Source organism: Kitasatospora sp. NPDC052896, assembly GCF_044547075.1.
GTDB lineage: Bacteria > Actinomycetota > Actinomycetes > Streptomycetales > Streptomycetaceae > Kitasatospora.
Window position 1 is genome coordinate 26,523 of record NZ_JBITZU010000022.1, and the last position, 19,674, is coordinate 46,196.

General features: G+C 69.0%; 12 protein-coding genes. 4 read left to right on the forward strand and 8 right to left on the reverse strand.

Features of this window, described 5'->3' with window-relative positions; all coding sequences use genetic code 11:
• Window positions 1-433: 433 nt before the first annotated feature.
• Complete coding sequence (locus ACIGXM_RS29620; RefSeq protein WP_396566201.1) at window positions 434-2,731, forward strand: amino acid adenylation domain-containing protein; 2,298 nt, start codon at window positions 434-436, stop codon at window positions 2,729-2,731.
• 216 nt (window positions 2,732-2,947) lie between these two features.
• Here the strand turns inward: ACIGXM_RS29620 and ACIGXM_RS29625 are convergent, their stop codons facing one another.
• The 3 genes from ACIGXM_RS29625 to ACIGXM_RS29635 form a co-directional block, all read right to left on the reverse strand.
• Window positions 2,948-3,256, reverse strand: a complete 309-nt coding sequence (locus ACIGXM_RS29625) for a hypothetical protein (RefSeq protein WP_396566203.1) — start codon at window positions 3,254-3,256, stop codon at window positions 2,948-2,950.
• Window positions 3,257-3,431: 175 nt separating this feature from the next.
• On the reverse strand, window positions 3,432-4,586 hold the full coding sequence (nagA, locus tag ACIGXM_RS29630) for an N-acetylglucosamine-6-phosphate deacetylase (protein WP_396566205.1): 1,155 nt from the start codon (window positions 4,584-4,586) through the stop codon (window positions 3,432-3,434).
• Entirely contained in the window at window positions 4,583-5,632 is a 1,050-nt protein-coding gene (locus tag ACIGXM_RS29635; protein ID WP_396566207.1) for a Gfo/Idh/MocA family protein, read from the reverse strand. Before ACIGXM_RS29635 ends, nagA begins: the two co-directional genes overlap by 4 nt.
• 976 nt (window positions 5,633-6,608) lie before the next feature.
• On the opposite strand from ACIGXM_RS29635, the gene xerC reads away from it, so the two are divergent.
• On the forward strand, window positions 6,609-7,697 hold the full coding sequence (gene xerC, locus ACIGXM_RS29640) for a tyrosine recombinase XerC (RefSeq protein ID WP_396566209.1): 1,089 nt from the start codon (window positions 6,609-6,611) through the stop codon (window positions 7,695-7,697).
• Between the two features lie 212 nt (window positions 7,698-7,909).
• Here xerC and ACIGXM_RS29645 read toward each other — a convergent pair whose 3' ends face one another.
• The 3 genes from ACIGXM_RS29645 to ACIGXM_RS29655 all read right to left on the reverse strand — a co-directional run bounded on the left by ACIGXM_RS29645 (window position 7,910) and on the right by ACIGXM_RS29655 (window position 10,816).
• On the reverse strand, window positions 7,910-8,512 hold the full coding sequence (locus tag ACIGXM_RS29645; RefSeq protein WP_396566211.1) for a GNAT family N-acetyltransferase: 603 nt from the start codon (window positions 8,510-8,512) through the stop codon (window positions 7,910-7,912).
• 493 nt (window positions 8,513-9,005) lie between these two features.
• The gene (locus ACIGXM_RS29650; protein ID WP_396566213.1) at window positions 9,006-10,103 is read right to left on the reverse strand and encodes a helix-turn-helix domain-containing protein; all 1,098 of its coding nucleotides are present in this window, start codon (window positions 10,101-10,103) and stop codon (window positions 9,006-9,008) included.
• Between the two features lie 38 nt (window positions 10,104-10,141).
• On the reverse strand, window positions 10,142-10,816 hold the full coding sequence (locus ACIGXM_RS29655) for a hypothetical protein (RefSeq protein ID WP_396566215.1): 675 nt from the start codon (window positions 10,814-10,816) through the stop codon (window positions 10,142-10,144).
• A 462-nt stretch (window positions 10,817-11,278) separates the two neighbouring features.
• Here ACIGXM_RS29655 and ACIGXM_RS29660 point away from each other — a divergent pair, with 462 nt between their 5' ends.
• Window positions 11,279-11,476: a hypothetical protein gene (locus ACIGXM_RS29660; protein ID WP_396566217.1), complete on the forward strand. Its 198-nt coding sequence runs from the start codon at window positions 11,279-11,281 to the stop codon at window positions 11,474-11,476.
• A 162-nt stretch (window positions 11,477-11,638) separates the two neighbouring features.
• On the opposite strand, the gene ACIGXM_RS29665 is transcribed toward ACIGXM_RS29660, so the two are convergent.
• Entirely contained in the window at window positions 11,639-12,622 is a 984-nt protein-coding gene (locus ACIGXM_RS29665; protein ID WP_396566219.1) for a hypothetical protein, read from the reverse strand.
• Entirely contained in the window at window positions 12,619-17,199 is a 4,581-nt protein-coding gene (locus ACIGXM_RS29670) for an AAA domain-containing protein (protein ID WP_396566221.1), read from the reverse strand. Before ACIGXM_RS29670 ends, ACIGXM_RS29665 begins: the two co-directional genes overlap by 4 nt.
• 641 nt (window positions 17,200-17,840) lie before the next feature.
• Between ACIGXM_RS29670 and ACIGXM_RS29675 the strand changes: the two genes are divergently transcribed.
• Window positions 17,841-19,674: AAA domain-containing protein (locus tag ACIGXM_RS29675; RefSeq protein ID WP_396566223.1), on the forward strand; the 1,834-nt coding region annotated here is incomplete at its 3' end.

Sequence of the window (19,674 nt, forward strand, 5' to 3'; positions counted from 1 at the left end):
CTTGAAAAAAGTCGCGCATACGGCTTTCCGCCTGTCGCCGTTCCCGGGGCGACGCCGTCAATCCTGGCCCGCCGCCAGGGACTCAGTCACCCGTTTTCGCTGGCCCCTCCCGGACATGGCCGCCAGATGCCAAACGCCGAAGCCGGCCGCCCTACGGTGCTGGCCCGTCCCTGCCATGGCCTATAAGTGCCACCCAAAACTGATGGATCTGCCCGCTGAAAGGGACAGGATCGGTGACCGATGAAATCGGCTGCCGAGTTTGGAGGCGCGCGGAGGAATTCCGTCCGGACATGTCCGGATGCCCCCCGTCCGCGGACTTCGAGATCTGCTGTGCGCCGCGGAAGCCGTTCAGCCCCACCGCACCGTTGATTTATCCCGTCCCGCCGAGGAGCCCCGCACAGGCTCCGACGGCCCCATCCCGTGAGGACGCCTCGTGAGCAACGTCCCTGAACTCGAACTGGCCGGCCAGGAATTCCCGCGGCAGATGGAGTTCTGGCAGCAGTGCCGGACCGCCTGGGCCGAGCCCACGGCCTTGGTCCGCGACCATCTGCGCGAGCACAACGGCAACCGTCCCGACGTCACCGTTTCGGTCCCGGAGCGCGTGGAACGGGCCGTCCGGTCCCTGACCGGCGGGTGCCCGCTGCACACGCGTGCACTCGGCGGCTCGGTGCTCGCCCTCCTGGCCGCCAAGGCCACGGACCGGGACCAGGTGACCGTGTTCCTGCCAGTGACCACCGAGGGGCGACCCCAGGACGGCGGCGCGGTCCCGGTCCCGGTCACCGCGACGATGTCGCACGAGGCCGGCGGACAGGACCTGCTCGACGCTGTCCGCGACGCCAGTCTGGCGGCTCGCGCGAACCTGGATGTGCCGCTGCACGCGCTGCTGGACGCGGAGGGGATCCGGCCCACCGATCTCATGCTGGCCGTCGACACGGATCTCACCGCCGCGGACGCGGAGGCGCGCGGCTGCCCGCTCCTCTTCGACCTGCGACTGGCCCCGGAGGGCGAGCCGGCACAGGTACGCCTGGCGTACGACGCCCGGCTGTTCTCACCGGCCACCGCCCGGCGCCTGGCCGAATCCTTCGTGGACCTGCTGGACCTGCTGCTGAAGGATCCGGCCCAGTCCCTCCGCTCGCTCCTCGCCGTGTCCGACGTCGAACGTTCCCGGGTCCTGGGCGAGTTCAATTCCACGGCGGCGGACTTCCCCGACGACACCCTGCACGGCTTCCTCGAGGAGCAGGCCGCGGTACGGCCCGGAGCGGTGGCCGTGACCGACAACGCAATGACCTACGCCGAGCTGAACGCCGCGGCCAACCGGCTGGCCCGAACCCTGCGCGCCCGGGGGGTCGGCGCAGGTGACGTGGTCGGCGTCTGCGTACCGCGTTCCCCGGACATGCTCGTGGCGGTCTATGCCGTGCTCAAGGCGGGCGGCGCGTACCTGCCGGTGGACCCGTCCCTGCCGGCCAACCGGATCGAGTACATCCTCGACCATAGTGGCACCCCGCTGGTCCTGGTCACCGACGACACCGCGCACGTGGCCGCGGGACGGCAGACCGTCAGTGTGACCGACCCGGAGAACTGGGCAGCGGACGGCACCGACCTGCCCGCCGTCAGCGGACCCGGGGATCTGGCCTACGTCATCTACACCTCCGGTTCCACGGGCCGCCCCAAGGGGGTCATGATCGAGCACCGTGCCATCGTGAACCGGCTGTGGTGGATGCAGCGTGCCTATCCGCTGGGGGAGGACGACGTCATCCTTCACAAGACGCCCTTCACCTTCGACGTGTCCGTCTGGGAGATCTTCTGGTGGTCGCTGGCCGGTGCCTCGGTCGCCACGCTGCCCAGCGGGGACGAGCGCGATCCCCAGCGGCTCGCCCGGCGGATCTCCGAGGCGGGAGTCACGACGATGCACTTCGTGCCGTCGATGCTGCACGCCTTCCTGCAGTACACAGCGGCGACGACCGATCCGGCGGACCTGTCCTCGCTGCGGCGGGTGTTCGCCAGCGGAGAGGCGCTCGCGGTGAACCACACCAGGACGTTCACGCAGCATCTTGGTTCCTTCGCCGAACTGGTCAACCTCTACGGCCCGACCGAGGCCGCCGTCGACGTCACGTACCACCCGTGCTCGGACGTCGACACCACGCGGTCCGTCCCGATCGGGCGCCCCATCGACAACATCCGCCTCTACGTCCGGACCCGGTCCGGCGCCCTGGCACCGGTGGGCACCCCAGGCGAACTGTGCATCGCCGGGACCGGTCTGGCCCGCGGCTACCTCAACGCACCCGACCTCACCCGGGAACGGTTCGTCCCGAACCCCTTCGAGCGCGGCGGGCTCCTGTACACGACCGGCGACCTGGCCCGGTGGCTGGACGACGGCACCATCGAATACCTCGGCCGGCTGGACACCCAGGTGAAGATCCGCGGCTACCGCATCGAACTGGGCGAGATCGAGCACGTCGCCGCCGCCTGCGCCGGCGTCACCGACTGCGCCGTCACGACCACCACCACGCGGGTGGGCCTCCAGACCCTCGTCGCCTACGTCGTCGCCGGCCCGGACTATGCGCGGAACCGGCTGCGCGAGGCACTCGCGGCGGAGCTGCCCTCCTACATGGTGCCGCAGCACATCATCGAGGTGGACGCGATTCCCACCACCCATAACGGCAAGCGGGACCTCAAGAGTCTGCCCGACCCGATGGCCCGCGCCCGCGCGGCCTCGCGTGGACGGAACTGACGACCGCGCAGCGGGTCACACAGCAGGAATGCCGCACCGCCGGGCCCCCAACGGGAGCCGGCGGTGCGGCACTTGTCGTACGCCGACAGTCAGCGGGGATTGCGTACCGGGCGCCGTTCCCCTTCGCCTGCGGATCGGGCACCCCGCCCGATCCGCAGCGCGATCCGCCGGCCTCACCGGCCTCTGTCCGGCCTCCCCTGGCGGACCCGTCAGGCGTCAGCGGCTAGACGCATCCGCGGGGTTGCCGGGATCGTCGTCCGGGAAGTACCACTCCATCGCGGCCAGGACCCCGAGTTGCAGGTCCCCCGCACACGAGACCAGCCGCCACTGCCTGGGCCATGCGCGTGTCAGCCAGCGGGCCCAGGCCGTCACGGCCGCGCGTTCCGCCGCCAGGAGATCGTCGGCCACGACGAACGTCATGGCCGTGACGCCCGGCGGTGTCGAGACGAGAGTGACGTGTTCCACCCCCGACTGAGGGCTGCGCAGTAGCCGGGGAGCCGTCACATCACAGAGGTTCTGCTCCATGCCTGGAACTCCTTCTTTCGGCTCCAGGACTACCTTGATGGCGTACACGCAAGCACCCTAGGGGTCCGACGGTCCACGGGCGCCCCGACAGACCGGGCAGTGTGCTGCCATGTCAGAAGGCGGCCAGCGAGGGTACCGGCGGAGCCCTCCAAGGGCCCGCCCAGACCGGGCCTCATCATCGGTCCTCCCGCCGGAAGACAAGCGTACCGGCGACGATGGTGTTCCGCACCCGGAAGTCTTCGTCGACGATCACCACATCCGCCGCGGCCCCGGCGCGCAGCGACCCGCGGTCGGCGAGCCCTGCGACGCGCGCGGGGTTCTCGGTGGCGAGGGCGACCACGTCCGCGTCGCCGAACGCGGTGGAGTCACGCGTGAAGCGGACGCAGTCCGCCAGCGACGCGCCGGAGCCGGCGAGCAGTCCGCTGTCCCCGAAAAGGAGCCGGCCGTCCTCGGCGACCGTGACCTCACCGCCCACATCGGTGGCGTACCGGCCGGGCACGGAACCGGCCAGCGTCACCGAGTCGCTGACCAGAAAGGACCGTGCCACTCCCTTGGCCCGGATCATCGCGGTGAGCGCGTCCGCCGGGAGGTGGTGGCCGTCCGCGATGAATCCCGCGGACAGGCGATCGTCCGCGAGTTGGGCCCAGATCTGGTTCGGATGACGGGGCAGCATCGGCTGGATGCCGTTGCCCAGATGCGTGCACAGCGAGGCGCCGGCGTCCGCCGCCCGGCGGATGTCCTCGGGCGCGGCCGCGCTGTGGCCGACGGACACCAGGACTCCGGCGCGCATGGCCGCCTCGACATAGGCGCCCGTACCCGGCAGTTCCGGCGCCAGGGTGACGATCCGCAGCAGTCCGCCGGAAGCCTCCAGCCAGCTCGCCAGTTCGGCCGGGTCGGGATGACGCAGATGCGCCGGGTCGTGGACCCCGCGAGCACCGTGCGCGGCGGACAGATACGGTCCCTCGACGTGGATACCGGCGATGGAGTGGGCGAGGAGCGGATCGTCGCGGACGGCCGTCGCGATGACCTCCAGCGCGTGGACGATCTTGCTCTGGGAGGCCGTGATCACCGTGGGGAAGTAGGTGGTCGTGCCCACGGCCCACAGCGCGCGCGTCAAGGCGCGGACGGTGTCCACGGAGACGTCGTCGGCGTTGATGTCGTACCCGGCGTAACCGTTGACCTGGAGATCCACCAGACCGGGGAGCAGCAGGGGGCCGTCGGCGGCCCCGGCCGGGGCGTGCGTGACGGTGCCGATGCTCGGCCCAGCCAGCAGGAGCCGGGCCGACCGCCCGTCAGGCGTCCGGCCCTCGATGACGCGGTTCTCTGTCACGGCCTCACCTCGGCACGGTCCGCGAGGTCCACAGGGTGCCCCGTGCGGGCGGACTCGTACACGGCCAGGACCACGGCGAGGGTGAGACGCCCGGCCTCCAGGGGTACGGCGGGACTCCGGCCGTCACGGACCGCCGTCACGAAGTCGCGGTACTGGGCGAGCTGCGCGTGGTCGACCGCGCTCCAGCCCGGCCGGTCGGGGTCGGCGGGCAGCGGCAGCAGGCCGGCGGCGTTCGGATCCGCCACCTCGGCGGACTGGAAGAAGGCCAGCCGGTCGTCCGCCATCACGGCAGTGCCCCTGTCGCCGTGGACCGTGAGCCTGATGGGCCGGTCGGGATAGGCCGCGGTGCTCGCCAGCAGCACGCCTATGGCGCCGTTCTCGAAGCGGATCGTGGCCGCGGCGACGTCCTCCACCTCGATCCCCTCGTGGGCCACCTGGCCGGTCTGGGCAGTGACCGTGACGGGCCGGCCCAGCATCCAGATCAGCAGGTCCAGGGCGTGGATGCCCTGGTTCATCAGGGCGCCACCGCCGTCGCACGCAAGCGTGCCGCGCCAGCCGCCGGAGTCGTAGTACGACTGCGGGCGGAAGAACGGGGATTCGGCGATACCCGAGGTGACACGGCCCAGTCGCCCGGACGTCACCGCTTCCTTGATGAAAGCGGCGGGGGGCTGGAAGCGGCGCTGACTGACGACCGCCACCGTGCGGCCGGCCGACCGTCGGGCTTCGGCGATGCTGTCCGCCGCCTCGAGGGAGATTTCCACCGGCTTCTCCACGAGCACGTGCTTTCCCGCCCGCAGGGCCTCGACCGTCACCTCGGAGTGCAGCCAGCTCGGAACGCACACGGAGACCGCGTCGATCTCCTCGTGGGCGTAGGCCTCGGCAGCGCTGGTGTAGGGACGGCCGCCGTATCGTTCGGTGATGAGCTTCGCCCGTTCGAGGTTCGTGTTCACCACCGCCGTGAGTCTCACCCCCTCATCGGCGAGCGCGCCGATCAGGCGGGCGTGCACGGCGCCGATGGTTCCGGCGCCGACTATGGCGAAGTGCATGGTGCTCCCAGGGATTCGGGGAAGGGGGCAGATGCGGAACGCCGCGGAAGCCGGGTCTGCGGCTCGAGTCCGGCGCCGCGGGAAACCGGCTGCGGCCCACCCTGGCCGGTCCGGGCCCGCACGTCACCCGGTGCCGGCTGGCATCTACCGGACATGACACTCACGGGCCACCGGACAGTCCGAACGACGGCGCACGGCGGGTCGGGGTCCCAGCAGGAGCGGAACAGAGAGCCGGAGCCAAGTGCTTTAATATTCAACTAGCATAATTCCTGAACCGGTGTCACCTCGATGGTGCTCAACGTTGTTGCTCACAAGGGAAGTTGAAAACGTCAGAAATGATCTGCGCTAGGGCGTCGCGCCGATCGCATCTAGCCGGACTGGCGCCAGACTTATGCAGCAGCGTCCGTTTTCACCCACGGGCGCTCATCGGCGCTCACGACGGCTGGTCCCCAAGTGGTCCCCAGGGCTACTGACTGCCTCCAGTCACGGCGAGTAGCAGCAATCTGACCCTGCTTCAGTCAGCACCGCCTGCGGCACCCCACATTCCCCCAGATGTCGGCCGCCCATCGCACCCATTCCGGCGCGCATCAGGCTCGACTACCCACCGACTACCGAACGTGATCTTCCCGGCGGCGTGTCGCCCCGAGCGTGTCCCGCCCGCCCGACCCCGACGTGCACCAGGCCCCGCCCCGCACGCTCTGCCGACACACCCGACCACCCCGCGACCCTTGGACCAAGAACCACTCACTCCAAGGAAGGGCCACCCATGGCGCAGCGTCTGAGTAGGGGCCGGGTGTATCGGCGGTGCGGATGCGTTGACGGGAGTAAGAAGCAGCTCGGTCCGTGGTGTCCGCGACTGATCACGGACACCAAGCACGGGAAGTGGACGTACTGCGTCGATCTCGCTCGTGAGGAAGGGCGGCGGCGTACCCGCCGGCGTGGCGGCTTCGCCAGCCGTGCCGAGGCGGCCCGTGAGATGGCGGCGGTCCTGGACGGGGAGCTGCGTGGCGTGTACGAGAACCGCCGGACGACCGTCGCGAGCTACCTGCGCGAGTGGCTCGCCGTGCAGAAGACGCGGCTGGCGCCGAACACCTACGCCGGCTACGCGGACTGCGTCGAGCGTGATCTCATCCCCGCCTTCGGTCGCCGCCGCCTCCTCGATCTGCGCCCCGAGCACATCGATGCCTGGATCATCGCCCAGCAGAACGCCGGGCGCGGCCGGGTGACCGTCTACCGTGTCGTGTCCACCCTGCGTATCGCGCTCAACGCCGCCGTGCGGTCCTGGCGGCTGCGCTACAACCCGGCCAAGCACTCCGTCCCACCCAAGCCCCGCGCCGCCGAGCGCACCTGCTGGACCCCCGATGAGGCCGCCGCGTTCCTGCGGCACAACGCCGAGCACTACGCCGACCGGCTCACCGACCTGTTCGAGGTCATGCTCGGCACCGGCCTGCGCCGCGGCGAGATCCTCGCCCTGCACTGGTCGGACGTCCACCTCATGGACCGCAAGCTCTTCGTCCGCTGGAACCTCGCCGCCGTCAACAACGGCAAACTCCACCTCGGCGAACCCAAAACCGAAGCCAGCCGCGCCTGGATCAGCCTCTCCCCCAGAGTCATGACCGCCCTCCACCGCCAAGCCGCCTTCCAGATGGCCGCCCACCCCGACGGCCGCCTCGAAGGGCTCGTCTTCGCCCGCCCCGACGGCCTGCCCCTGCGCCCCCAGTGGGTCCTGAACCAGCTCCGCAAGCGCACCGCCGAACTCGGACTGCCCCGCATCGGCCTGCACGACCTGAGGCACACCGCGGCCAGCATCATGATCGCCGCCGGCGTCCCCATCGCCGTAGTCTCCAAGACCCTGCCACTCCACCCTCGCCATCACCATCAACCTCTACGGCCACCTCCTCAAAGACTCCGCCGACGAAGCCGTCAAGGCTCTTTCCGCCGCACTCGATTCGGCGGACGGCACGTCAACCCGTTCGGACGGCGACGCTGGGGCTGGTCGCCTGAAGCACGCGGCGGCGTAGCCATCCTGGTTCCACAACGCAGGCTGCACCGTCCGGCCTCTTGATGCGCAGCAGATCGGTGCGGTGCGTCAAGAGGGGCGTACAGCATGCGGTCGGGCCGGCCACGCTGCTCGACGGCTTCGTCGAGGGCGGTCCAGACCTCGCGGGTGGTGCTGACCTGGCGTTCGACAGCCTGGGGCTGCTGGTGGTGGGCGCGCAGACAGAACCGCGCCCACGCCGGTGGGTCCCGCTCGGGGTCCGGATCGGGCCGCCGTCGTCACTCCGGGTCGGTGGCCAGGCGGGCATGCAGGTGCTCGTCCTGGTAGCCGTCGGTGTAGCGATAGGAGGCCCGCAGGGTGCCCTCGTACGGGAAGCCGGCGCGGGTGGCGACCCTGCAGGAGGCGTCGTTGCGGACGGCGTGGTAGAGCTCGATGCGGCGGGCGTCGGCGGTCTCGACGGCCCAGCGGGTGATGGCGGTGGTGGCGCGGGTGGCGAGGCCCCGGCCGCGGGCGGCGGTGAGCAACCAGTAGCCGACCATGGCGATGCCGTCGGCCTGGTTACTCCACTGCAGGAAGGCGTTGCCGCAGAGGGTGCCGTCGGCGCTGTCGGTGATGGCGAAGCCGGCCGTGGTGCCTTCGGCCCAGCGGGCGTCCGCGCGGTCGAGGTAGGCCTCGGCGGCGGCCGGATCGGTGGTGCTGAGCGGGTTCCATCGGGCGATGTCCGGGTCTGCCGACGCCGCGACGAGCGCGGGGACGATGCCGCCGGGCACGTCGAGGGTCCGGCCCCACGGGCGCAGCAGGGCGTCGCCGAGGTCGAGGACGGTGGGGCGCAGGATGCGCCGGTCGACGAGGGCCTCGGTGGGGTTGTCGCTTACGGTCATCCGGTCTTCCTACCGCTCGTGCGCCCGTGCCCGCCAGTGAATAGTCCGGTTCCACGTGGCCCGCCGGGGTTCGAGGATTCGGTCCCTGATCGAGCTGGTGACGGCCCACACGGCCGGGTCGGACCTCGCCGTGCTCGGCAGGGCACAGGCTCTGCCGGCCAAGGTGTTGGATGGCGGGCGGACCTCGCTGAGGACGACCTGGGAGTGGTTCCCCTAAAGCGAGCTCCACGGGTACGCCTGACGTTGGCATGAGATCACTGGGCTTGATTAGGTGGACGGCACGTCAATCCGTTCGGTTGGCGACGCTGGGGCTGGTCGCCTGAAGCACGTGGCGGTGTAGTCGTCCTGGTTCCACATCGCGGGTGGTACCGTCCGGCTTCTTGATGCGCAGCAGCGGCGTGAACGTACGAATGCTCTCGCGCTATGTCTTCCGGCAGGTTGGAGCTTCCGATGTGTGGAACGGCTTCGAGCCTCGCTGGTGCGGCGGGCCGTGTCAGCGGACGAGCTCCAAGTGCGGCCGGCCTTGCGACGTGCCGCTGGCTGGCCGCTCGCTGTCACCGTTCCTTCCTGTGACGATCAGGCCGAAGACCCAACTGCTTAGCTCCTTGGGCGTGACGTGCAGTTCCCTGGCAACGTCCGGGATGCTTGACCCCTTGGCCTTGAGGCTGCGGAAGACCTTGTCTAGGAGCTGGGAGCTCTCTCGGGTGGGCATGCCCTTGGGTTCGCCGGTGCGGTAGCCCCGCTCGCCGAGGTCGATGAGTGTGCGCCGATATTGCCAGTCGGTCAGGAGTCCGAGGTCGTGCAGGCGGTAGGTGAGGGAGAGGGCGGACACGTTCCAGATCGCCTTGGCTTGAAGGATCTGTGAGACGAGGGGCGCTCGCGGCACGTGGTCCAGCACGCCGGTGTGTGGCATCAGGAAAGCGCTGGCGAACGCATTGGCCTCTTGTTCGGCTTGGGGTCCGGCAAGCGGTCGGTCCTCTCCGTGGAGCACGAGGTGGCCGAGCTCATGCGCTGCGTCGAATCGGCCTCGCTCTGGCGTCTTGAGTGTGCTCAGGAAGACGAAGGGCGTGCCGTTTCGCCAAGTGGCAAAGGCGTCAACGTCCGTGTACTCCGGGGGCAGGGAGAAGACGCGGACTCCGTGGGCTTCCAGGAGGTGGACCATGTTGCCGACTGGGGTGTGTCCGAGACCCCAGCGGGCGCGCACCATCTCAGCTGCGGTTTCGGGGTCGGGCTTTCCCAGTGTGGGCACATCTGTGACGGGAAGCCTGAAGCGGTCTTCGATCCAGTCGTGGAGTTCCAGGGCGAGTCGGCTGGCGGCCAGAGCTCCATCGCGTGGGCCTGCAGCAAGCTTGCTGCGGGCTCGAAAGGACACTGCCTCGAGCGGAATGGGGTCGAGGTCGGGCTGGTAGAAGAACGACTCCGGGAAGTCGAGGGCGGAGGCCAGCTGCGCGAGGCTGTCGGCGGCTGGCTCGGTCCGCCCACGCTCATAGTTCGACAGGCTTTGGAGGCTGACTCCCGCGCGAGTGGACAACTCGTTGAGGGTGTAGCCGCGCCGCTTGCGAGCGGCGACGATGCGCGAGGAATTGATCATGGTTCCTCGTCGTCCTTAGCTGGTCGATGTGCAGGCTGTCACCGCTCTTGGACGTCTACGACGTAAGCTGCGGGTTGATCGCCAGTGTAGTCCTGGATCTTGGGGATTCGAACGGGGGGAAGGATGATTCGGGCCCTCCAGTTGTCGATTCGCCCCATTGGCCCCACTCTGTCGGGGAGCGAGAGCTCGTTGCGGATCTCGACAGTGTTCGATTTGCGCCCCTCGAAGCGATAGGTCAGCAGGTACCAGGTGGCCAGGCTGGCGTACTCGTCGTCGTCGAGGTGCACCTCGTCAGGTTCGACCGAAGGCGCGAACAGGGGGAGCTGCAGGCCCTGGTTGCGGACGACTGCAGCCTCCTTCGTCACGCCAGCGGGCCGGTGGCTGCGCGGCTGCGGGTTCCCGGGAAGGCCTGTACGCGCGTCCCCCAGCAGTACTCCGATGCCGATCGTCTTGTCAGGGTTGACGATCAGGGGCGCTTGCTTGGGGTCGTAGCGCTTCCAGTTCAGTTCGGTGCGCAGGGTGAACCGGAGCTCCCGCACACGGGTCAGGTAGTCCTGGGTGCCAGGGGCGTTCTTGGCGTCGTCCTTGGTGCACTGTTCGCGGGACCGCTCTCCCATACGGATGGCACGGTCGAAGTACTCGGGGCGCAGCCCCATGTCGGCCAGCAGCCGTGCGCTGTCGTTCGGGTTGCCGAGAGCAGCGTTGAGGAGCACGAAGCCTCCGGGTCTTATGAGAATCGCACCGCATCTGCGGGCGCTTTTTTATAAGAGTAGCGCGTGACTGTGACTCAAGTTCCCCTCCTCTGGGCATGGTTACTTGATCACTATCTCCTTGTCCGTTTGACCTGCACCTTCGCCTGGGAAGGCTTCACGGCCCGAACGGGATGGTGCGGGTCAGCGGCGCGCCGAGCTGGTGGCGGTCAGTGCGAGCGCGGCCAGCCCGAGCACCGGTCGTCGAGCAGACGCCGGACGTCCGTTTCACCGACGTCTGTGTACCCGGCTATGGCCAGGTCACCACGCGTACCTACAACGGGACGCTCCCGGGGCCGACCCTGCGCGTGCGCGACGGGGACGCCCTGCGGCTGACACGTCACCGGCCTGCCGCCCAATCCGCCCCACGGCGGCGACCACAACGCGCTGCACCACCTGAACACCTTCAACCTGCACACCCACGGGATGCACGTCTTCCTGTTCGGACACGCCGACAACGTCCTGCACGAGTTCACCCGGCGGACGGCGGAGAAGGCCGCCGCCGATGCCGCGGTACACGACGACCTTCCACGCCCCGACCGGCCCCCCGCCGGCACCTATTGGTACCACCCACATCTGCACGGAGCCATCGCCGAGCAGGTCGTTGGAGGAATGGCTAGGTGATCACCCTCGAAGGCAACGTCGATGACGGACCACAGGTCAAGTCGGCCAGCGACATCGTCGTCTGCATCAACGAACTCAAACTCAAGGACGGTAAGCTCCCCACCTTCACCTCGGGCGTGTCCCGCAGCCTGGGCCGCTGCGGGGCGGGCCCAGGGCGAACCTTCACTTGGGGCTTGGAGTTGACCGTGCTGGCCCGAATCCGGTTTGCGAACGGGCTTGTGAGCGTTCGGGCTGGTGGGACGGCCGACGGCGTTGAGCGACGGTGGCTGGGGACGGACGGGGTGTCCCGGCAGTCGGAGGTGGTGAAGCCTGGTGCGACGGGGCTGGGGAGGCGGTGGCGGCCAGGTCGTTGAGCGTCGCGTTGACGACAGGCCAGCACATGTCGACGGTGTCGCGGTTAGGACTGTGCCCGCTTTCACGCTCCGCAAGTGGGTGCACCAGATTGCGGTAGTGCCTTACGAGCTCCGACGCGAGCTTGGCATCGTGTTCGATCCACCCGTTGGTGTGGGCGAAGACCACGAGATCCTTCAAACCCATGTCCCGCAGCGGCCTTCGTGGCCTGGTGGTACCTGCTCGTGTCTGGGCGGCGTGCGCGAGGACGCCTTCCAGAAGGCTGCCCAGCATGATCACGGCGGACGTGTACGCTCCGTGCTCGTAGCAGGTGCGTGCCTCGTCGAGCCTGAGCTGGACGGCCGCTGCCAGCGCTGGATCTCGGACCACCTCCGAGACGGAGACGCGTAGTTCGACCTTCGTCATCTGCAGTCGCGCGTCGGTGTCCGCCTTGATCGGGACGAGCATCGGTCGACCCTCGGCATGGCTAATGCGCAGGCCCTCCAGTGCGAGGATGTCGCCGAGCCGGGCTACGGTCGCCTCGTACTCGCGCTGCTGGTTGAAATACTCGCGCCGGTCGGCCAGCCGCAGCACCGCCAACAGGGCGTCGTCGGTGCCCTGCGCTTGGCGTTCGCAGAGCAGTTCGAGCATCCACTGGTGCCGTGGCGTGCCGTCGTGGTCGGGGACATCCTCCCAGGTCGCGCGCCGGAGGAACTCCACGATCTCGTAGCCCTTTCGGTACGGCAGCGGGGGATCGTCGCCGCAGATCAGATGGGCGATTTCGATGAGGACACTCTCGTCGAACGGCTGGTTCACGTCAGGACCCCTTCGAGGTCGTCGGTGGTCGGGTCTTCGTCGTCTTCCCCGTCCTGTGGCTCGTCGTGGAGCTCGACCGGGCTCCAGGTGCTCGCCTCGCTCGGGGTAAGCGGTTCGGGGTCGGCCGCGCCCGGGTGGATGTCGAGAGCGGTGAGCTTGCGCCACAGGGGCACGAGGGCTTCGTCGGGCGCCAAGGCGAACTCGCTGCTGCGAACACGCCAGAACGTCCATCCGGCACGCCGAAGGTCCCGCTCGCGCTCGTAGTCGTCCCGGATCTGCTCGCTGGTGGAGTGGTAGGGGCTGCCGTCGCATTCCACGGCCAGCCTGGTGTTCTCTCCGACCACAACCAGGTCGATGGACTTGCCCGCTACCTTCCACTGGGGGATCACGTGGTACCCGCGTCCCCTGATTGCCAGGAAAACCCGCTGTTCGAACAGCGACTGGAATGGGTCGCATTGTTCGTCGGGAGAGACTGCCGCCAGGGCCGGCGGTGTGGTGTGCAGGACCGGCGGCTTGAGCATGTGGGTGAGTAGGGAGTGCCGCAGGTCGTCGTGACTCAGTTGGTCCGTGGTCACGGACGTGAACAGCCACATCTGGTCGCGGGCACGGCTCGCTGCGACGTTGAAGCGCCTGCCGTCGTTCAAGCCGGTCAGTGCCCGGTTGTGGTCGCCGTCGATCACCATGGACAGCAGGACCACGTCTCGCTCGTCACCTTGGAACTGCTCGGCGGTTCCGACCCGGATCCGGTGTCGCTCCCGTGCCGGGAGGTCGATCTGTGTGTCGATCAGATTCTCCAGCAGGCGCGTCTGCGCACCGGAGCGCAGGACGATGACACCGATGCTCCGCGAGGCGTACGCGGGATCGCTGATCAGTTCCCGCAGCGTGCCGACCAGGCGCTCGGCCTCGGGCCGGTTGACGAGGTGCTCGCGCAGGCCCTCGCAGTGCCCTTCGCGGACATGTACGACCTTCAGGGGCGGTAGCCGGTCAGCGCCGTACTGACGTAGCGGAACCAGCTCGTTGTCCGGGTAGAACTGCTGCGAGGACCACTTGATGATCTCCGGCATGCAGCGGAAGTGCTCGGTCAGGCGAATGACCTCGGGGAAACGGGCGGACAGCAGCTCGTAGAGGTTCGACTTCGGGTTGAAGCCGTCTCGCTGCCATGCCGTGAAGCCGGCGAGCCGGTCGTCGATCTTCTGATTGATCTTGTCGTGCTTGCTGCCGGTGTAGAACGGCGCGCACTGCTTGTCGTCGCCGACGACGATCACACGGGGTGCCAGCCACAGCAGCAAGAGGCCGGACAGGCCGACCTGGCTGGCTTCGTCCACGATGACGACGTCGAATGCATCGGGCTCCGGGTCGATCATCTCGACCACCTGCCGCAACGGCATGACCCATGCGGGAACCGCTCCCCGGGCGTCGCGCATCGCCGATCGGGCTGCTGCCAGATGCCGCTTGCCCTGGGCCGTCATTCCGCGCCCGGCGTGCGACATCGAGGTGGCGTAGGCGCTCAGCGCCTGCTTCTGACCGATCGTCATACGCTTCATGCACTGAAGCAGTGCACGGTCTGCGGCGAGCTGCTCCTTGGCGTTCTTCAGCTGCGCCTCGACCTCGGCGAGTTTGCCCTCCAGCTGCGGTGCGCGGCCCGGGGCGAGCATGCGGTCCATGAAGCGCCGGGCCAGGCGCCAGGCCCATGCCTGGTCGAGAAGGGCGAACCGGGCCTCCCACCGGGGGTCAGCGGGTGAGGCCGCGAACCTGCGTCCAAGCTCGGGCGCGCCTTCGCTCAGCCGTGCCAGCAGTTCCTCGGCCTGCCTGCGGTCGGCTTCGCGCTGGTAGGCCGCAGCCACACCGGCGACCGCCGCGGCATACGCGTCCGCATTGCGGCTGGACGCCGCACGGTGCACTTCGGCGAGTTCTGGCACGTCGGCGCTACTGGGCTGGGGGAGGGTCGCGATCAGCTGCGCCAGTTCGTGTTCCGCCTGCCGGGCGGTCACCACCAGCCTGGCACGCTCGGCGGTGTGCCGCACTTCGTTCCACTGTTGTGGGGACCGGACCGTAGCCTTCACCCGGGCCCGCACCAGCGCATCGTGGACCGTCCGGACAGCTTTGGTGAACGTGTCCACTGCCTGCAAGCGCGTGTAGCGGTCCAGCAGCTCGGACAGCGCCACCTCGGGGTCGCCTCCGGCCTTCGGCGCCTGCACGACTCGCCACCGGTCGTCGAGCTGCCGTACGCACTCACGCAGTTCGAGATGCACGACTACGGCCTCCACCTCGTCAGCCGTTCGCGGGACGCGGTCGTTGACCAGGCACTTCTCCAGCAGGGGGCGGGCCTGCTTGTGGAAGGGCTTCTTCGGGGCCCATCTGCTGGGCTGGCCGTGTTTCCGCAGGTAGCTTGCGAACTCCCGGGCAGCCGCCCTCTGGTGGGGCTCGTCGGTCTGCGACACTTGCTGCGGTAGCACCACATTCACCAACGACATGCGGAGCAGACGGTCGCGTACTTCTTCGGCGTGGACGGAGTAGCGGCGCACCGCGTCCCACAACTGCTGGCGTTTGTCGGACATTCCGTCAGTCAGCGCGGTGGTCTCCCATTCACTCGGCGACCATGTTGTCGGGTCCGCTGCCAAGCCTTCCTGTTGGAGCGCCTGTTCGGCCGTGTCTAGGAGGTCGATGAGCGTGTCGATCAGCTCCGTTCCCTGATCAGCCATTTCCAGCACCGACTGCGATGGCTCGGCACTGGATTCCCGCAAGGCGGTGTCTAGCCGCCGCACGAGTCCCTCGAATCGGGCCGGAGCGGGCAGGCTCTGCGGGGCCGGGCACAGGAACGTCTGCGGGGTGAGGGCCTCGAACCCGTGGCGGCTCACCAGCCCCAGAAGGCGCTGGGCTTGCTCCGCGGCGATCGGCGGGTGGGTGGGGGCATTGCTCGGCGGCACAGGCAGCCACTCGTACAGTGCGGTGCCCTTCGAGACCAGTTCAACGATCTCGGCGAGCCGGCCGGAGTACCCAGGTGCCACGTCGGATTCGGGGTGCGCACGCCATTCCGCCTCGCGTAGATCGCGCAGGTCAGCGCGCAGTTGTGCCTGCTGATTCTCCAGATCCGACCGTTCCTGTTCGTGGAGCCTGATGCGGTCGGTGAGCTGATCGGTTGTCACTGAGGCGCTGAGCTGGGACAAGGCGCGAACAGATCGCCCGAGGTCGTCGCCGCCCTCGTGCCGACGGTCTCCTTGCAGGACACACAGCTGGCGCAGCCTCGGGGGGATCTGGTCCCGGAGCACCTTGAGCGCCTGGGCCTTCTCGCTCGTCACCAGGACCCGCTTGCCATCGGCCAGAAGCGCCGAGACCAGATTGGCGATCGTGTGAGTCTTGCCCGTCCCGGGCGGACCCTGGACCACGACACCGGTGTCCTTCTGCAGCCGGCGCAACACCTCGCGTTGGGCATGGTTGACGGGAAGCGGGAACAACGGGTCCGGACCGAGAGCCGGCGCGACGGAACCCGAGCCCCCGGACCCCCAACCCGTGCGCTCCTCCGGTTCTAGCTGGAACAGCAGCTGCGCCAGACCGAGCGGGCTCACCGCGCCGGGCTGGGCCAGTCGCCGCGCGATGCTGTCATAGAACGTCACCATCGATCCCTGGCCACGCTCACGCAGGACGATCGCAGGGGCGAAGGAGACCTGGGGGCCGTCCGAAGACACTGCATCCTGCCCCGGACGGCTCCATGACCCGTCGAACCAGGCGGCGTGCTCCATCCCGAAAGCTCGCTCACACCACGACCGCAGCACCTCCACCACGTCCTCGGACAACGGATGGAACGCGCCATCGTCCACGCGCGACCGCAACGCGCTCAACAGTTGCACGGTGTAGCCGTCGGCCTCGTCCAGGAAGTCGCCGTCCTCCAGACGTGGGCTGTCGCCAGCCGACAGCGAGACCGTGATGTTCACCGTGTCGGGATCAACTGTCAATACCAGTGGCATGGTCAGGACGTGCCGAAATACCCGCTCGCCCTTGCGACCGCGGTCCAGTGCAAGCAGCCCCGTGCCCAGGACGACCTCGAAGACTTCGCCCTCCTGCTGGACCCGGGTTGCCATGCGGTAGAGCCGGCGGTGAAGCTGCCGATGTGGTTCGGCCGCTCGCTCGCGTTCCGCCCAACGCTGCCACTCGGGAAGCCAGCGACTGTAGGCGTTCAACACCTCCAGTGCGTCCTGCCGGGCCACCTCGTCGGTCTCGTGGACGTTTCCCTGGTCATCCTGGACCCATCCCTGGCCCGGACCGACCTCCGCCAGCAACGGATCCCCGGCCGCCGCAGAGACGACGGCCTGAGGGTCGATCCAGCCGTGCAGGACGCCAGGCAGCGGCGGCGCCGGCCGTACGGGAAGGTGCTTAGCCCTGAACAGCACCCCGTTGGTCCCGGGTTTCGTGGGAACGGTCCCGTCGGGACACTCCGCCAGCCAAAGCACCTGCTGGTACTTCGAGCAGTCGCGCACCGGCCGGTAGGAGCTTCGTACGAACTCCCGTAGGTACTCGACCAGGTCCCGTGTGCGCTTGACGACCTGCGGGTCGTCCGCACGCAGCGCTGGCTGCTTCAAGGCTCATCCTCTCAACTGGCGCTTGCAAGAAAGCTTTTCAGAATCGACGGAGAAAGCTCACTCGGCAAACGCGACCTGCTGGTAACTGATGGATCTGGTCATGATCACTAAGGCCTGCTACGGGGAGGCGCGCCGGAGCTCAGTGGCCGGCGAGATCTCGTCGGCCTGCGGAGGAGTCCGCCACGCTGGGCACTGTTCCACCGAGCACGAACGGCGTGCGGGCTGCGTACTTTGGCCGAAGACCGTTCTGTGGTGTCCGACGAGCCCGGTATGACGAATGTCCTGGGACGGCCCGGCCACCGCATGACTCGTATTCCATTGGCATGGTGCCTTCAGGGGCTGCTCGTGCGTACCTGGGAGCCGCAGTCGCACCAGGGACCTGGCTGTGCGTTTGCCTCGACGGTCTTCTCTGTGGGGAATGCGACGGGATGGTGGGCCGACGGGGCGCTGCCGTTCGCCGACGCCATCCAGACCGTATTGCCGCCGCCCCCGCCGCCGAGACCGTCCTCCCGCCGGGACTCGCTCGCCGGTCGCCGTAGTGGCGCGTGATGAGTTGTATAACAAGCGCACACGGGGAGTGATCAACATGGGATAGTCGTCGGAAGTCGTTGTTGTGTCCAGGTGAGCCAGGTGGGGGAACGTTGGCGCAGTGGATCGAGCAGCTGGTCCAGGCGGTGGACGAGGTGCTGGCCGGAGAGGGCCGCGCCGGTGGTCGCGCGGAGTCCCCGGGGCACACGAGGGTCGGGGACGTGCACTACCTGGAGGACGGCTGGTACGGGCTGCCCACCTATACGAGCCGGATCGATCCGGACGACCTCCAGGACATGCGGCTGGCCACCGGGGCCGGGCCTGGCGATCGGCGCGGTCGGTCGTTTACGGTCCTCGGCTGGCGGGTTGAGTCGGAGCGGGTACGCCTCCAGGTGGCGGCCCACGCGCCCCGGAGCGGGTTGGCGTTGTGGGCGGTGCGGCGCCCGCCCGATTTCCTGCTTCGCTCACTGCGCGAGGCGCTGGCGGCCTTGTCGGACACCGGACTCGTGGAGCGGCTGGTAGGCGGCCGGATCGACGCGATCGCGCCCGCGGAGTCCTCGGCCTGCAGTGGTGTGCTGAAGGGTGGCCAGGCACAGGCGTACCTGGCCTGCACCTCGCCGGGCCTGCGGCTGGTGTGGGGGCCGCCCGGTACCGGGAAGACCACCGTGCTGACCCGGGCGCTCAGTGACCTGGCGCTGCGGGGCAAGCGGGTCCTGCTGGTCTCCGGCACGAACGTGGCGGTGGACAATGCGTTGGAGGGTGTGCTCAAGGACCGCTCTTCGCTGTCACCTGGCCTGATGGTCCGGGTCGGCTCTCCCGCGCTCCGCCAGGTGGCCGAGGACCCGCGGGTTTCGCTGCCCCTGCTGGTGCGGGCGAAGGTGGCGGAGGCCGAGCAGGCAGTGGAAGGGATCGCCGAGCAACTCGCGGCCCTGGCAAGCGAACCAGCGCTGACCGAGCTGCGTGAGACGGAGACCCGACTCGCCGGCTTCGATCCCGTCACATACGAGCAGGCCAAAACACGTCTTGCCCACGGCGTCCTGGTGGAGCGCCTCGCGATCGAACTGGAGGCAGCCGAAGCGGGCGAGGCGGACGCCCGGATCCGGAGTGAGCAGGCCTCCAGCGAGCATCGGGAGGCGCGGGGGCGTTGGGAGAGCTGGGCGCCTCAGCGGGAACTGCTGGAGCAGGTGGCGCAGTGGCTGACCGAGATCGAGAAGGGGGAGCAGAGCCAGCAGCACCTGCGGGCCGCGCTGTTCGACGCCGAGGCCGCGCTGGCCGCGCTGGACACGGAGGAACGCGAACTCGACGGGCGGGGCCGCCTGCGGACCAGGCGGCGGCGTGGCGAGATCCAGCGCGAACGAGCTGAGCAGACCCAACGCCGAGTCGCCCTCCAACAGCAGGTCGCCCAAGCTGCCGAGACTTACTCCGCCCACCATGAGGTACTGCGTCGGCACATCGCCGTGGCGCAGGCTGAGGCTCATCCCGTCGATGAGACCGCGCTGCGCCTGCAATTGGCCCTGATCGATTCGACCGCCGTGGCCCAGGCCAAGGTGGACCAGGATCTCGCGTTCGCTCAGCAGACGGCGCAGGCTGCCAGGCACCGGCTGCGGACGGCCCAGCAGGACCACCGTCCCCAGCCCGAGGACGCCGATCTGGTGGCGACCTCAGACAGTGCCGGACTCCCCCAGCTGGCTGTCCGGCTCCGCGAACTGCAGGCATCCTGTACCGGACTGCTCTCCAGGCAGGGCGAGTTGGAGCGCGAACACGAGCGACTCGTGCGAGAGCTGGCGCGCCGGCGCTCCCAGGCCGAGCCCGAGCTGATCCGCGGGGGGGGGGGGGGGGGGCCCCCCCGCCCCCCGCCGGGGGGGGGCCCCCCCCGGGGCGGGGGGGGCCCCCCCGGCGGGGGGGGGCGGGGGGGGCGGGGGGCCCGGGGGGGGGCCCCGCCCCGGG

Coding starts and splice junctions, on each gene's coding strand:
- ACIGXM_RS29625 (WP_396566203.1), bottom strand. CDS start 3,256: ATGGAGCAGAACCTCTGTGATGTGACGGCTCCCCGGCTACTGCGCAGC.
- ACIGXM_RS29635 (WP_396566207.1), bottom strand. CDS start 5,632: ATGCACTTCGCCATAGTCGGCGCCGGAACCATCGGCGCCGTGCACGCC.
- xerC (WP_396566209.1), top strand. CDS start 6,609: ATGGCGGCGGTCCTGGACGGGGAGCTGCGTGGCGTGTACGAGAACCGC.
- ACIGXM_RS29645 (WP_396566211.1), bottom strand. CDS start 8,512: ATGACCGTAAGCGACAACCCCACCGAGGCCCTCGTCGACCGGCGCATC.
- ACIGXM_RS29650 (WP_396566213.1), bottom strand. CDS start 10,103: ATGATCAATTCCTCGCGCATCGTCGCCGCTCGCAAGCGGCGCGGCTAC.
- ACIGXM_RS29660 (WP_396566217.1), top strand. CDS start 11,279: ATGCACGTCTTCCTGTTCGGACACGCCGACAACGTCCTGCACGAGTTC.